The sequence below is a fragment of the Modestobacter sp. I12A-02662 genome (assembly GCF_041028325.1).
GTDB lineage: Bacteria > Actinomycetota > Actinomycetes > Mycobacteriales > Geodermatophilaceae > Modestobacter.
The window spans coordinates 87,299-99,965 of record NZ_JABGDE010000011.1 but is presented as its reverse complement, the minus strand read 5'-3'; the positions used below and the strand labels follow the sequence as shown (position 1 = coordinate 99,965).

General features: G+C 75.2%; 14 protein-coding genes. 2 read left to right on the top strand and 12 right to left on the bottom strand.

Translation table 11 applies throughout. The features are described 5' to 3' along the window. Positions 1–30: 30 nt before the first annotated feature. The 10 genes from gcvP to HL189_RS16850 all read right to left on the bottom strand — a co-directional run bounded on the left by gcvP (position 31) and on the right by HL189_RS16850 (position 9,370). Positions 31–3,042: an aminomethyl-transferring glycine dehydrogenase gene (gene gcvP, locus HL189_RS16895; RefSeq protein ID WP_369134877.1), complete on the bottom strand. Its 3,012-nt coding sequence runs from the start codon at positions 3,040–3,042 to the stop codon at positions 31–33. 78 nt (positions 3,043–3,120) lie between these two features. Then, positions 3,121–3,660, bottom strand: coding sequence for a MerR family transcriptional regulator (locus tag HL189_RS16890; RefSeq protein WP_369134969.1), 540 nt, complete (start codon positions 3,658–3,660; stop codon positions 3,121–3,123). Positions 3,661–3,992: 332 nt separating this feature from the next. Beyond that, positions 3,993–4,484 carry a bifunctional nuclease family protein gene (locus HL189_RS16885; protein ID WP_369134876.1) on the bottom strand — a complete coding sequence of 164 codons (492 nt, stop codon included), beginning with the start codon at positions 4,482–4,484 and terminating at the stop codon, positions 3,993–3,995. 115 nt (positions 4,485–4,599) lie between these two features. Further along, positions 4,600–5,304, bottom strand: coding sequence for a MerR family transcriptional regulator (locus HL189_RS16880; protein WP_369134875.1), 705 nt, complete (start codon positions 5,302–5,304; stop codon positions 4,600–4,602). 57 nt (positions 5,305–5,361) lie between these two features. Then, positions 5,362–5,880 (bottom strand): FHA domain-containing protein, encoded by a 519-nt coding sequence (locus HL189_RS16875; protein WP_369134874.1) that lies wholly within the window; start codon positions 5,878–5,880, stop codon positions 5,362–5,364. Between the two features lie 282 nt (positions 5,881–6,162). Then, positions 6,163–6,567 (bottom strand): glycine cleavage system protein GcvH, encoded by a 405-nt coding sequence (gene gcvH, locus HL189_RS16870; protein WP_369134873.1) that lies wholly within the window; start codon positions 6,565–6,567, stop codon positions 6,163–6,165. A 96-nt stretch (positions 6,568–6,663) separates the two neighbouring features. Next, the gene (locus tag HL189_RS16865) at positions 6,664–7,434 is read right to left on the bottom strand and encodes a DUF881 domain-containing protein (protein ID WP_369134872.1); all 771 of its coding nucleotides are present in this window, start codon (positions 7,432–7,434) and stop codon (positions 6,664–6,666) included. Beyond that, a complete protein-coding gene (locus HL189_RS16860) occupies positions 7,431–7,763 on the bottom strand; it encodes a small basic family protein (RefSeq protein WP_222266995.1) in 333 nt (110 codons plus the stop codon). The genes HL189_RS16865 and HL189_RS16860 overlap by 4 nt, the downstream gene beginning before the upstream one ends. 3 nt (positions 7,764–7,766) lie before the next feature. After that, the gene (locus tag HL189_RS16855; RefSeq protein WP_369134871.1) at positions 7,767–8,726 is read right to left on the bottom strand and encodes a DUF881 domain-containing protein; all 960 of its coding nucleotides are present in this window, start codon (positions 8,724–8,726) and stop codon (positions 7,767–7,769) included. After that, the gene (locus HL189_RS16850) at positions 8,723–9,370 is read right to left on the bottom strand and encodes a CDP-alcohol phosphatidyltransferase family protein (RefSeq protein ID WP_369134870.1); all 648 of its coding nucleotides are present in this window, start codon (positions 9,368–9,370) and stop codon (positions 8,723–8,725) included. Before HL189_RS16850 ends, HL189_RS16855 begins: the two co-directional genes overlap by 4 nt. 179 nt (positions 9,371–9,549) lie before the next feature. Here HL189_RS16850 and HL189_RS16845 point away from each other — a divergent pair, with 179 nt between their 5' ends. Further along, positions 9,550–10,302 (top strand): amidohydrolase family protein, encoded by a 753-nt coding sequence (locus tag HL189_RS16845; RefSeq protein ID WP_369134869.1) that lies wholly within the window; start codon positions 9,550–9,552, stop codon positions 10,300–10,302. A 226-nt stretch (positions 10,303–10,528) separates the two neighbouring features. On the opposite strand, the gene HL189_RS16840 is transcribed toward HL189_RS16845, so the two are convergent. Both HL189_RS16840 and HL189_RS16835 read right to left on the bottom strand, forming a co-directional pair. Continuing rightward, positions 10,529–11,026 carry a universal stress protein gene (locus HL189_RS16840; protein ID WP_369134868.1) on the bottom strand — a complete coding sequence of 166 codons (498 nt, stop codon included), beginning with the start codon at positions 11,024–11,026 and terminating at the stop codon, positions 10,529–10,531. Positions 11,027–11,082: 56 nt separating this feature from the next. Then, the gene (locus HL189_RS16835; RefSeq protein WP_369134867.1) at positions 11,083–11,601 is read right to left on the bottom strand and encodes a hypothetical protein; all 519 of its coding nucleotides are present in this window, start codon (positions 11,599–11,601) and stop codon (positions 11,083–11,085) included. Positions 11,602–11,991: 390 nt separating this feature from the next. Between HL189_RS16835 and HL189_RS16830 the strand changes: the two genes are divergently transcribed. Beyond that, positions 11,992–12,666 (top strand): HPP family protein, encoded by a 675-nt coding sequence (locus HL189_RS16830; protein WP_369134866.1) that lies wholly within the window; start codon positions 11,992–11,994, stop codon positions 12,664–12,666. The last annotated feature ends 1 nt before the right edge of the window (position 12,667 follow it).

Here is a 12,667-nt window from a genome sequence, read left to right as displayed (position 1 = left end):
CGCACGGACCCGCGCGCGACCGGGTGCCGGTCAGCTCTGCGCGCCGACCACGTCCAGCGTCGTCCCCATGTCGTCGGGGGCGCTGTCGGCGCGGTCCGGCGTGTTGCCGGCCTTGGGCAGCGGCTCCTCGAACGCCTCCGGCGCGGGGCACGCGCAGACCAGGTTGCGGTCGCCGTACGCCCCGTCGATCCGCCGCACCGGCGCCAGGTAGCCCCGGCCGACCAGGCTCGGCACCGGGTACACCGCGACCTCCCGCGGGTACGGCAGCTCCCACTCCCCCGCCACCATGGCCAGGGTGTGCGGGGCGTTCCGCAGGGGGTTGTCGTCGCGGTCGAACTCGCCGGCGGCGACCTTCTCGATCTCCCCGCGGATGTGCACCATCGCGGCGACGAACCGGTCGAGCTCGGCCTTGTCCTCGCTCTCGGTGGGCTCGACCATCAGCGTGCCGGCGACCGGGAAGCTCATCGTGGGCGCGTGGAAGCCGAAGTCGATGAGCCGCTTGGCGATGTCGTCGTTGGTGACGCCGGTGGCCCTGGTCAGCGGGCGGATGTCGAGGATGCACTCGTGTGCGACCAGCCCGTCGGCGCCGGTGTAGAGCACCGGGTAGTGCGGGCGCAGCCGCTCGGCCACGTAGTTCGCCGCGAGGATCGCGTGCTCGGTGGCCTGCAGCAGCCCGTCGGGGCCCATCAGCCGCAGGTAGGCCCAGGAGATGGGCAGGATGCCGGCCGACCCGAACGGCGCCGCGGAGACGGCCGGGCCCCTGCCGCCGGTGTCGACCAGCGGGTGCCCGGGCAGGAAGGGCACCAGGTGCTCGCGGACGCCGATCGGGCCGACACCCGGGCCGCCACCGCCGTGCGGGATGCAGAAGGTCTTGTGCAGGTTCAGGTGGCTGACGTCGGAGCCGAACCGGCCCGGCTTGGCCAGCCCGACCAGGGCGTTGAGGTTGGCGCCGTCGACGTACACCTGGCCGCCGGCGTCGTGCACGGCCGCGCAGATCTCCTGCACCTCGGTCTCGAAGACGCCGTGCGTGGACGGGTAGGTGATCATGATCGCGGCCAGCTGCTCGGCGTGCTGCTCGACCTTGGCGCGCAGGTCGGCCAGGTCGACGTTGCCCGCGTCGTCGCACGCGACGACGACCACCCGCATCCCGGCCATGACCGCGCTCGCGGCGTTGGTGCCGTGCGCCGAGGACGGGATCAGGCACACGTCGCGCTGCGTCTCGCCGCGGCTGCGGTGGTAGCCGCGGATGGCCAGCAGGCCGGCGAACTCGCCCTGCGAGCCGGCGTTGGGCTGCACGCTCACCGCCGCGTACCCGGTGACCTCCGCGAGCCCGGCGCACAGCTCGTCGATCAGCTGCCGGTAGCCGCGCGCCTGCTCGACGGGGGCGAAGGGGTGCAGCTCGGCGAACTCCGGCCAGGTGATGGCGGCCATCTCGGTGGCGGCGTTGAGCTTCATCGTGCACGACCCGAGCGGGATCATCGTGCGGTCCAGCGCCAGGTCCTTGTCCGACAGCTTCCGCAGGTAGCGCAGCATCGCGGTCTCCGAGCGGTGCTCGGAGAAGACCGGGTGGGTGAGGAACGCGGTGCGCCGGCGCAGCGCGGCGGGCAGCGCGTCGTCCCCGGCGTCGTCCAGCGCGTCCTCGTCGGCGTCGACGCCGAACGCCTCGGCGACCAGCCGCAGCAGCGCCGGGGTCGTGGTCTCGTCGACGGCGACGGCGACGCTGTCGGCGTCGACCAGCCGCAGGTTGATCCGGCGCTCCGCCGCGGCGGCCACCACGTCGGCCGCCCGGCCGGGCACGGCGACGGTCAGCGTGTCGAAGAAGTGCTCGTGCCCCAGCTGCAGGCCGCCGGCCCGCAGCCACCCGGCCAGCGCCAGCGCGGTGCGGTGCACCCGGGCGGCGATCGCGGTGAGCCCGTCGGCGCCGTGGTAGACGGCGTAGGTGCCGGCCATGACCGCGAGCAGCACCTGGGCGGTGCAGATGTTGCTGGTGGCCTTCTCCCGGCGGATGTGCTGCTCGCGGGTCTGCAGCGCCAGCCGGTAGGCGACGTCGCCGTCGGCGTCCACGGAGACCCCGACCAGCCGGCCGGGCAGCTGGCGGGCCAGGCCCTCGCGGACTGCGAGGTACCCGGCGTGCGGTCCGCCGTAGCCCATCGGGACGCCGAAGCGCTGGGTGGTGCCGCAGGCGACGTCCGCGCCCCACTGCCCCGGCGCCTCGAGCAGGGTGAGGGCCAGCAGGTCGGCGGCGACCACGACCGCCGCGCCGGCCTCGTGCGCGGCGGCGGCCACCGCCCGGTGGTCGCGGACGGCGCCGCTGGCGCCCGGGTAGCTGAGCAGCACGCCGAACGCGCCGGCCTCGGGCAGGTCGGTGGGCCACCCGGCGGACAGGTCGGTGACGTGCAGCGGGATGCCCAGCGGTTCGGCGCGGGTCTGCAGCACCGCCAGCGTCTGCGGCAGCGTGTCGCTGTCGACGACGAAGACCGCGCCGGCCTTGGCCCGCCCCGCGCGCCGCACCAGGGTCATCCCCTCGGCGGCCGCGGTCGCCTCGTCGAGCATCGAGGCGCCGGCCACGGCCAGCCCGGTCAGGTCGGCCACCATCGTCTGGAAGTTGATCAGCGCCTCGAGCCGGCCCTGGCTGATCTCGGGCTGGTAGGGCGTGTACGCGGTGTACCAGGCCGGGTTCTCCAGGACGTTGCGCTGGATGACCGCGGGCGTGATCGTGCCGCTGTAGCCCAGGCCGATCATCGAGGTGAAGACCTCGTTGGCCGCCGCGCGCTCGCGCAGCTCGGCCAGGACGGTCGCCTCGTCCGCGGCCGCCGGCAGGTCCAGCGGCGTGCGGTCGCGCACGCCCTCGGGGACGCAGGCGTCGGCCAGCGAGGCCAGCGAGGCGTGGCCGACGACCTCGAGCATCGCCTCGGTCTCACCGGCGCGGGGGCCGATGTGGCGAGCGGCGAAGGAGCGGCTCGGTGAGAGCTCCCGCAGCGAGGGCAGGGTGCCGCTCAGCGGCGGCAGCGCGGTTCCGGCAGGTGCAGGCGTCTGGTCCACCACTGCAACGACGCTACCAGCGCCCCACCACCCGCCCGCCGTGAGCTTGCGGACGGTGGGGGGCGAGGGGGTCCTCTCTCAGGCGGAGGCGGCGCGCCGGCGACGGCGGGCGGTCAGCTCGTCGTCGACGTGCTGCCCGCTGCCGTCCAGCCGCTCGGCCGGCAGCTCGGCCAGCTCGCCGGACAGCTCGCGCAGCGCACCGGAGACGGCGATCCCGAAGACGCCCTGCCCGCCGGCGAGCAGGTCGACGACCTCCTCGGCGGAGGTGCACTCGTAGACGGTGGCGCCGTCGGACAGGAGGGTGACGTTCGCCAGCTCCCGCACCCCGCGCTGGCGGAGGTGGTCGACGGCCCTGCGGATGTTCTGCAGCGAGACGCCGGTGTCCAGGAGCCGCTTGACGACCTTGAGCACCAGGATGTCGCGGAAGGAGTACAGCCGCTGCGTGCCCGAACCGGTGGCGCTGCGCACCGACGGGGCGACCAGCCCGGTGCGGGCCCAGTAGTCCAGCTGGCGGTAGGTGATGCCCGCGGCCGCGCAGGCGGTGGGGCCGCGGTAGCCGACCAGGTCGCTGTCGACCTCGTCGTACGTGGGGGCGCCGACGGCGGCGTCGCTGAACAGCTGACCCTGCGAGCCCTCGCCGAACGCCCGGGAACCGTTGTCCGCGTCGCTCACGTCAGGGCCTCCTCGAGTCCACACACCCAGCAGCTGGGCCGTGCCCTGCTGCCGCCGGGCCGGTCACATCGCGTGCACCGAGCTCCCACGGACGTGATTCGCTGACGGTAGGCCGGGCCCGTAGACCGGTCAACCGAAGCGGGCGGCGTGTCGCCGACCCCACTCGAAGGGGGTGCGCATCGTCGTTCTCGGCAGCCGAGGAGTCTCTTCGTATGGCCTCGGCCCCGTCCAGAGGCTCGCCCCGAGCCTGCGAGGGGTGAGGAGGACGGGGTCCTTCCTCAGGTGGGACCCCCGCCGGAGCCGGATCCGGCGCCGAAGTCCTCCGGGCTGATGTTGTCCAGGAACTCGCGGAACTTCTCGACCTCGTCCTCCTGCTCGTCGGGGATCTCGATCCCCACCTCGTCGAGCAGGGCCTCGGCCCCGTAGATGGGTGACCCCGTGCGGACGGCGAGGGCCACCGCGTCCGAGGGCCGGGCGCTGACCGTGCGCTCGTCCCCGAAGACCAGCTCGGCGATGTAGATCCCGTCGCGCATCTCGGTGATGTGCACGGCCCGGAGGGTGGCCCCGAGGGCGTGCACGACGTCCTTGAGCAGGTCGTGGGTCATCGGCCGCGCGGGCCGCACCCCCTGCTGCTCGAAGGCGATCGCCGCCGCCTCGACCGCGCCGATCCAGATCGGCAGGTAGCGCTCACCCTGCGCCTCCTTGAGCAGCAGGATGGGCTGGTTGCCGGGCAGCTCCACCCGGACGCCGACGACTCTGAGCTCCTGCACGTCTGGCTCCCCCTCCGCTGTCTGGCCCCCGGCCGGGCCCTGCCCGGACCGGCCGGCGGACGGCGCACCCGTGGGTGCCCGGTTCCCGCAACGGTACGCCAGCAGGCTCCCCGCCTCAGCTGTCCAGGACCTCGCGGAGCCGGGCCTCGAGCAGGGCGCTGTGCAGCTGCGCGGACAGGCCGGCGAGCTCCTGCACCTGTTCCGACGCGCGGCTGCGCGCCTCCTCCGAGCGGGCCCGCAGCACCGGCACGACGAGCTGCTCGAGCAGCGCCGCCTCCCGCTCGGCCCCGTTGCGCCACACCCGCAGGTGGCGGGGCTCGATCCCGTGCCGCGCCAGCCCGGCGGCGGCCCGGGCCACCGGCAGGTCGCCGGCCCGGAACCGCCCCTGGGCGTCCGGGGTGACCAGCCCGTACTGCACGCAGTCGGCGAGCTGGGCCTCGTCCAGGCCCGCGGCGCGGGCGAGCACCTCGGCCGGCACCGGGCCGGGCCCGAGCCCGCCGTCGCTCCCGTCGGCGGCCCCGTGCCCGGGCAGCGGCTCGCCGCGGTCGAGCGCGTCCAGGTGCTCCTTGATCACCCGCAGCGGCAGGTAGTGGTCCCGCTGGGCGGCCAGCACGTACCGCAGCCGGGCGACGTCGGCGCCGGAGAACTTCCGGTACCCCGACGGCGTCCGCTGCGGGTGCACCAGCTCCTCCGCCTCGAGGTAGCGGATCTTGCTGATGGTCACGTCCGGGAACTCGCCGCGCAGCGCGGCCAGCACCTCGCCGATGGTGAGACGTGGCGCTGCGTCGTCGGCCTCGCGCCGCTGGGCGGCTGCGCTCATCGGCCCGTGCTCATCATCCGGCGCCCGTCCGTTCCGTTCCGCGGGTGGCCGACCGGCTCACTGCCCGACGGGCTCGCCGGTGCGCGGGCCGGTCAGGTACACCAGGCGGAACTTGCCGATCTGGACCTCGTCGCCACCGGCGAGGGAGGCGACGTCGACCGGCTCGCGGTTGACGTAGGTGCCGTTGAGGCTGCCGACGTCGTGCACGGTGAAGCCGCCGCCCTCGCGGTGGAACTCCACGTGCCGGCGGCTGACGGTGACGTCGTCGAGGAAGATGTCGCTGTCGGGGTGCCGGCCCGCGGTGGTGACCTCCTGGTCGAGCAGGAAGCGGCTGCCCGCGTTGGGGCCGCGCTTCACCACGAGCAGCGCCGAACCGGCTGGCAGCGACTCGACCGCGCCGGCGTGGGCGTCCGCGGTGGCGTCGACGACCTCGGCCTGCTCGCCGGAGTCCTCCCCGCCGACCTTCGGGATGATGCTGGTCGACTCACCCACGCTCTGCGGGCTCAGAGCCGACCCGCACTGGGCGCAGAAACGGCTGCCCTCGGGGTTCTGGTGGCCACAGCGAGTGCAGAGCACGTGGGTCTCCTCCGGTGCAGGTGGCACCGCCGCGGGCGTGGACGTCCGCGGCGGCCGGCGGTCGACGGACCGGTCGGTCCGTCGAGGTCGGCCGCCGCAGGGTCGCGGTCGGGCCGGGGGTCATGGAACCAGCGGCTGACCCAGGGGTCAACCGGACGTACAGGGTGAGGGTCGGGCGCCGCAGGGCGCGGCTCCGGCCATCGACGTGATGATAGTGATCGAGACCCGCCGTGCCGAGTCGCCGGGTCGGCGGCGCCGCCGGCGCCGGCGGGGACGAGGTCGTCAGGAGGCGTCGACGAGGGCCTGGTAGGCGGCGGCGTCGAGCAGGTCCGCGGTCGGGTCGCCGTCGGCGCCCTGGACGGCGACCTCGACCAGCCAGCCCTCGCCGTACGGGTCGCTGTTGACGGTCTCCGGGGTGGTCTCCAGGGCGCTGTTCACCGCGGTCACCACGCCGGTCACCGGCGAGTAGATGTCGGAGACGGACTTGGTGGACTCGACCTCACCGATCGCGCTGCCCGGGGCCACCTCCTCCCCCACCTCGGGGAGCTGGATGAAGACGATGTCGCCGAGGGCGTCCTGCGCGTGGTCGGTGATGCCCACCCGGACCACCGTGGAGGCACCGTCCGCGCCCTGGACCATCGCCCATTCGTGCTGGTCGGTGTAACGACGGTCGTCGGGCGTGGCCATGCGGCATCTCCTGGGGGCTCGAGGTGGTGCGGGGTCGTGCGGCTGGGTCCGGGACGTCGGCCTCGGTGCTGGACCCGGGGGCACCGAGGTCCACCTTCAGTCGTCGTCCGCGGGCTCAGCGTATTGAGGGGCCTCCAGCACCCGCAACGCGTCCACGACGACCCGGTCGGACTGCACGACGTCCACGCTGCCCGACCGCCGGGCGACCTTGTCCACCACGCCGTTGGGGATGTTCATCGCCGTCTCCATGTCGCGGGGCGACCCGATGACCAGGACGTCGTACGGCGCGTCGACGGGCTGCCCGTCGATCGACAGCGCCCCCGGGTCGCCGGTGACGGCGCTGTCGACGCCGATCCGGACGCCGTCGACCTGCATGGTCTCGGCTCCGGCGCCGCGCAGCTCCTGCACCGCGTAGAGCAGGATGGCCGCGCTGATCCGGTCGGCCGGGTCCCGGACGGTGATCTCCAGTCCCGGCCCCTGGGCGGCCACCCGGCCGGTGAGGACACCGAGGGCCTGCGCCCGGTCCGCGGCCTCCTCCAGCGCCGCCGGGGACGTGCCGCCCTCGGCGCGCAGCTGCTCCAGGGCGGCCCGCTGCTCGGCGATCTGCTGCCGCAGCCGGTCCTCCCGGGCCGTCACGTCGTCCAGGATGCGGACGAGGTCGTCCCGACGCAGGCCGGCGAGCGCGGCGTCGGTGTCGGTGCTGCGCACCTGCACCGCGATGGCGAAGCCGAGCACGAGCGTCAGGACGCCGATGAGGACGGCGGCCAGGGGGTCCCGCCGGCGCCGGCGCCACGCCCGCCAGGACGCCCGCGGCCCGCTGGCCGGGGGCGCGGCCGGCTCCGCGGGGCCCGGCTCCTCCGCGGTCATGCCCGGAACAGGTGCCGGCGGATGGCCGCCGCGTTGCCGAAGATCCGGATGCCGAGCACGACGACCACGGCGGTGGACAGCTGGGCACCGACCCCGAGCTGGTCACCCAGGAAGACGATGAGGGCGGCGACCACCACGTTGGACACGAACGAGACGACGAAGACCTTCGCGTCGAAGATGCCGTCGAAGCGCGCCCGGATGCCGCCGAAAACCGCGTCGAGCGCGGCGACCACCGCGATCGGCAGGTAGGGCTGCAGCCACAGCGGGACGCTGGGGTCCAGGACGAGGCCGAGGACCACGCCGACCGCGAGTCCGAGGATCGGGATCACGGGTCAGCCTCCGTCGGTGGTGGAGTCAGGGGTGTCCGCGGCCGGCGGGTCGCCGGCGGGGTCCAGCGGCTGGGCGTTGCGCAGCTCCGGGCCGGTGGCACCGGGCAGCTGGAGCTCGTCGGCCCGGGCGAAGTCGAACACCACACCGTAGAGACGGGTGAGGTCCGCGACGAAGGAGGCCTCCGGCGTGCTCAGGAACCGGTTGGCCAGCGTGCCCGGGTCGCCGATCGCGCGGATCTCGTAGGGGCTGCTCACCGGCTGGAAGTCCACGAGGATCGCGCCGCCGGCCTGCCGGACCGCCGTGGTCGGCCCGAGGCGCTGGTCGTTGATGCTGACCGCCTCGGCGCCCGAGCTCCACAGCGCGTTGACGACCTGCTGCACGTCGCTGTCCTGCACCACGCCGGCCTGGGCGACCTCCTCCGACCCACCGATCGGGTCGCTGTCCGCGGCCGCGGGCGCGTTGCCCAGGGTCACCTCCAACCCCGGCCCGGAGACCGGGAGGAGCGCCGCCTCCCGCTCGGCGGTGGCCAGCTGCTCCAGCGCCCGCTGCCCGATCGCGCTGGCCGCCAGGGCCTCGTCACGGGTGCGGTTGACCTCCGCGGTGAGCTGCTCGAGCTGCGCGCTCAGGTCGTCGACCCGGTCGGTCCCCTGGCGGATGTCCTGGCGCAGCGCGTCGCGGACCTCCTCGCGGCCCTGCGCGCCGGAGGCGGCCTCCTCGTAGGTGACCGAGGCGAGCAGGCCGGCGAGGGCGAAGGTGAGCGCGACCAGCCCCTGGCCCCGGCGCCGCCGGATCCACGAGGGCCGGCCGGGTGGCGGTGACCCGGGCTCGGGGGCGCTCACGGCGGCCCGGGCCGCCCGGGCGGCGGCGGCCTGCGCGTAGGCCGGGTCGACGGTCTCGGCGAGGACCTGGTCGAGCAGCGAGGCGCCCAGCGAGCGTGGCCGCCCGGGCGCGGCCCGGGTCACGGCCGGGCCTCGGCCAGGCTCCTCCGGACCAGCCCGACCGCCTGGACGACGTAGAAGACGCCCGCGAGTAGGTAGAGCGCGGCACCCCAGATGGTGAGGGCGTAGGCGACGGGCCGGACCACCGTGGCCACCGGGCCGTCGCCGTCGGCGAGCAGCAGCAGCGGGAAGGCGTAGAGGAGCAGGAAGGTGGCCGCCTTCCCGAGGTAGTGCACCTGCAGCGGCGGCCAGCCGGCGAGGCGGAGCACCAGCAGGGTCAGGCCGAGGACCAGCTCGCGGCCGACCAGGACGGCGACCAGCCAGAACGGGACGACGTCGCGGAGCACGAAGGCGATGAGCGTGGCGACGATGTACAGCCGGTCCGCGGCCGGGTCGAGCAGCGCGCCCAGTCTGCTGGCCTGCCCGAACGCCCGGGCGAGCTTGCCGTCGGCCCAGTCGGTGAACCCCGAGACCGCGAGCACCAGGATCGCCCAGCCGTCGGCCTGCGGGCCGAGCAGCAGCCACAGGAACAGCGGGACGCCGAGCAGCCGCAGCACCGACAGCGCGTTGGGCAGGGTGAAGACCCGGTCGCCGAGCTCGTCCCGCCCGAGCGGCGCCGTCGGCTCCCCCGGTGGGGTCCCCGCCGTGCGGTCGTCCGCCGTCGTCATCGCTGCTCCACCTCGCCGTCCACCAGCCCTCAGGCTAGTGCCCGATGGCCCGGGACCCGGCCACCCCGGCCGGGCTCCGCCGTGGCGTGGCGGTTGCGGTCAGCGGCCGGTCACCGGTCCGGGCTCGTGCACCCTGGTGGTCCACTGCGCGTGCGCAGTCCATCTCCGGAGGCCCGCCCGTGACATCCCCCCGCCCGTTCTTCGACGCACACTTCCACGTCATCGACAGCCGGTTCCCGCTGGCGGCGGACGACGGCTTCGTGCCTGGGGAGTTCACCGTGGCGCAGTACCGGGAGCGGGTCGCCGGGCTGGGTGTCGTCGGTGGTGCGGTGGTGTCCGGCTCCTTCCAGCGCTTCGACCAGGGGTACCTGCTCGACGCGCTGCACCGACTGGGGCCCGGCTTCGTCGGGGTCACCCAGATCCCGCACGACCTGCCGGACGCCGACGTCGTGGCCCTCGGCGAGCGCGGGGTGCGCGCCGTCCGGTTCAACCTGCGCCGCGGCGGGTCGGCCGCCGTGGAGCACCTCGACCGGCTGGCCCGCCGGGTGCACGACCTGGCCGGCATGCACGCCGAGCTCTACGTCGACGCCCGGGACCTGCCCGACCTGGCCGCCGTCCTGGCCGGACTGCCGGCCGTGAGCATCGACCACCTCGGACTGCACGCCGACGGGCTGCCCTCCCTGCTGGCGCTGGTCGAGCGCGGAGTGCGGGTGAAGGCCACCGGTTTCGGGCGGGTGGACCTCGACGTCGCCGCGACGATCCGGGCGGTGCTGGCGGTCGACCCGGCCGCGCTGATGGCCGGCTCCGACCTGCCCTCCACCCGCGCCCGGCGGCCCTTCGCCGACCGCGACCTGGACCTGGTGGCCGAAGTGGCCGGCGAGCACCTCGACGCGGTGCTGCACGGCAACGCGACGGCCTTCTACCGGGTGTGACCGGCCGGTCGGCGCCGTCTGGGGAGGTGCGCGGGCCGCCCGTCCAGCGGCGGCCGTCATACGAACCAGTTGTTGGGGATAACGGGAGCACGCCGGGCAGGTGGGAACGGGCGCGGGGCTCGGCCAGCCGGCACGTCGCGGCCCACGCCCGCTGCCCGGTGACCGGGGTGCGCGGAGCCGAGCCGGCCGCGGGTCGCGCACCCGTCCCCACGACCGCCGGTGCCGCTCAGTCCGCGGAGCGCACCACGGTGACCGGGCACGGGGCGTGCCGCACGCACTGGTCGCTCACCGAGCCCAGCAGCAGGCCGGCGAACCCGCCCAGTCCCCGGGCGCCGACCACCAGCAGGTCGGCGCCGCCGGCGGACTCGATCAGCCCCCGAGCCGCGGAGCCGTGCGTGACGTGGCAGGTGACCGACAGCGCGGGGTCCAGGGAGGCGGCGGCCACGTGCGCCTCCAGCTCCTCGCGGACCGCCTTCTCGTAGTCCGGCAGCGGCGGCACGTACCCGAACTCCCAGCTGGCCGGCCGGGGCGCGGTGGTCATCCGCCAGGCGCGGAGCACGTGCAGCGGCCAGCCGGCCCGGGCGGCCAGCCCGGCCGCCCACTGCAGTGCCTGCTCGGCACCCGGCGACCCGTCGTGCCCGACCAGGACGCCGCCGGAGATCTGCGCCACCCGGACCACGCCGTCGTCGAAGCCCTGGTCCTGCACCTCGCCGTCTTCCGTCATGGCGGGAACATACGGCGCGGGACCCCGGCCCCCCAGTGCCCAAGGTCCCGATCCGCTCAGGTGCCGGGCCGCGGGCGCGCCGAGTCAGGTGCGCGGCGCGCCAGCGGAACCAGCTGGTCCAGGGCGGTGGCCGTGATGGTCCCGTCGACCCCGAGTCCCATGAGGGCGGCGAAGAGGCCGAGTTGGGCCCGCCACCCAGCGTCGCCGGTCGGGGCCGCGCCGCCCGCGCGGTGCCCTGAGGACTGCGGATCGTCCACCTGGAGGCGGTCCCGCCGAGCGGGCTGCACGGTGACGGTCCCGCCGGTCAGCCCGTCGCGCCGGCCATGGCGCGCGGGACCGGCTCCTGCGCGTCCTGCGGCGGGTGGACGACCATCACCGGGCAGGGGCCGTGCACCACCCTCTGCAGGGCCACCGATCCGAGCAGCATGCTCGACCACCTCGCGCGCCCTCGCCGCGGTGTCCGCGCGCAGGGCGTCGTTCCGTGCGCTGTCCAGCAGGTACGCGTCGGTCCAGTAGGAGTCGACCGGGAAGGCCGTGACGACCTCGAGCACCGCGCCCTTGCGGGCGGCAGCCACCAGGGCCCAGTCGACCCCGACGACCACCCGGGCGGGTGCGGACGGGCTCGGGCGGTCCACGGGGGTGGGTCCGACGGTCACAGCGGCCCCCTCGGTGTCGGTCCCGGTCCGTGCCCACCGGGCTGGTCCTCAGACTGTCCGGGCCGCCGCCCGGGTCGAGGCGGGCGCACGTCCCCACGGGCCGGGACGTAGGTCCCGATCCGGCTCACCGGGGCCACCGGTGGGCGTGAGCGCCGGGTCGCGGTCGGCCGGGCGCCGGCGACCACGATGACCGTCGGGAGTCGCGCCGGGCGGGGACCTCGGTCCCTGCCCGCAGCCCGCGCAGGTCCCTGTACCAGCCGGTGCCGTCGGCCTAGCGTCGTCCTCACCGACGACGACGAGGGGGAAGCCGTGCAGGTCAGGGACGCCATGACCCGGAGCGTGGTCACCGTGGGGCCGGACACGCCGGCCAAGTACGCCGCCGAGGTCATGGCCGAGCGCGGGTTCGCGGCGCTGCCCGTGGTGGACGGCGACGGCGCCGTGATCGGCATCGTCGCCGAGGCCGACGTGCTCCGGGACCGCCTGCCGCAGGACCCCCGGCTGCACCTGATCCGCGAGTCCGAGACGCGGACGACCCCGCACCTGCTCGTGCGCGGGGTGATGACGTCCCCGGCGCGGACCGTGCCGCTGACCGCCGACATCGCCGACGTGGCGCGCCTGTTCGTCGACGCGCGCCTGCGCAGCGTCCCCGTCGTGGACGGCGCCCGGCTGGCCGGGATCGTCAGCCGGCGGGACCTGCTGAGGACCCTCGTCCGTCCCGATGACGACATCCGGCGGGACCTGCTGCGACTGGTCGAGTCCTACACCCAGGACCCGGACCGCTGGTCGGTCACCGTGGCCGACGGGGTGGCCACCGTGCGGCGGGTCGGCCGGGCTCCGCTGGACACCGACGCCACCGCGGACCCCGGCATCCTTCAGCGGGCCGTCACGAGCCTGGCCCGGACCGTTCCCGGGGTGATCGACGTCCGCGTCGAGGACCCGGCCGAGGACCCGGCCGAGGACCCGGCCGTCGACGCCCCGCGGTGAG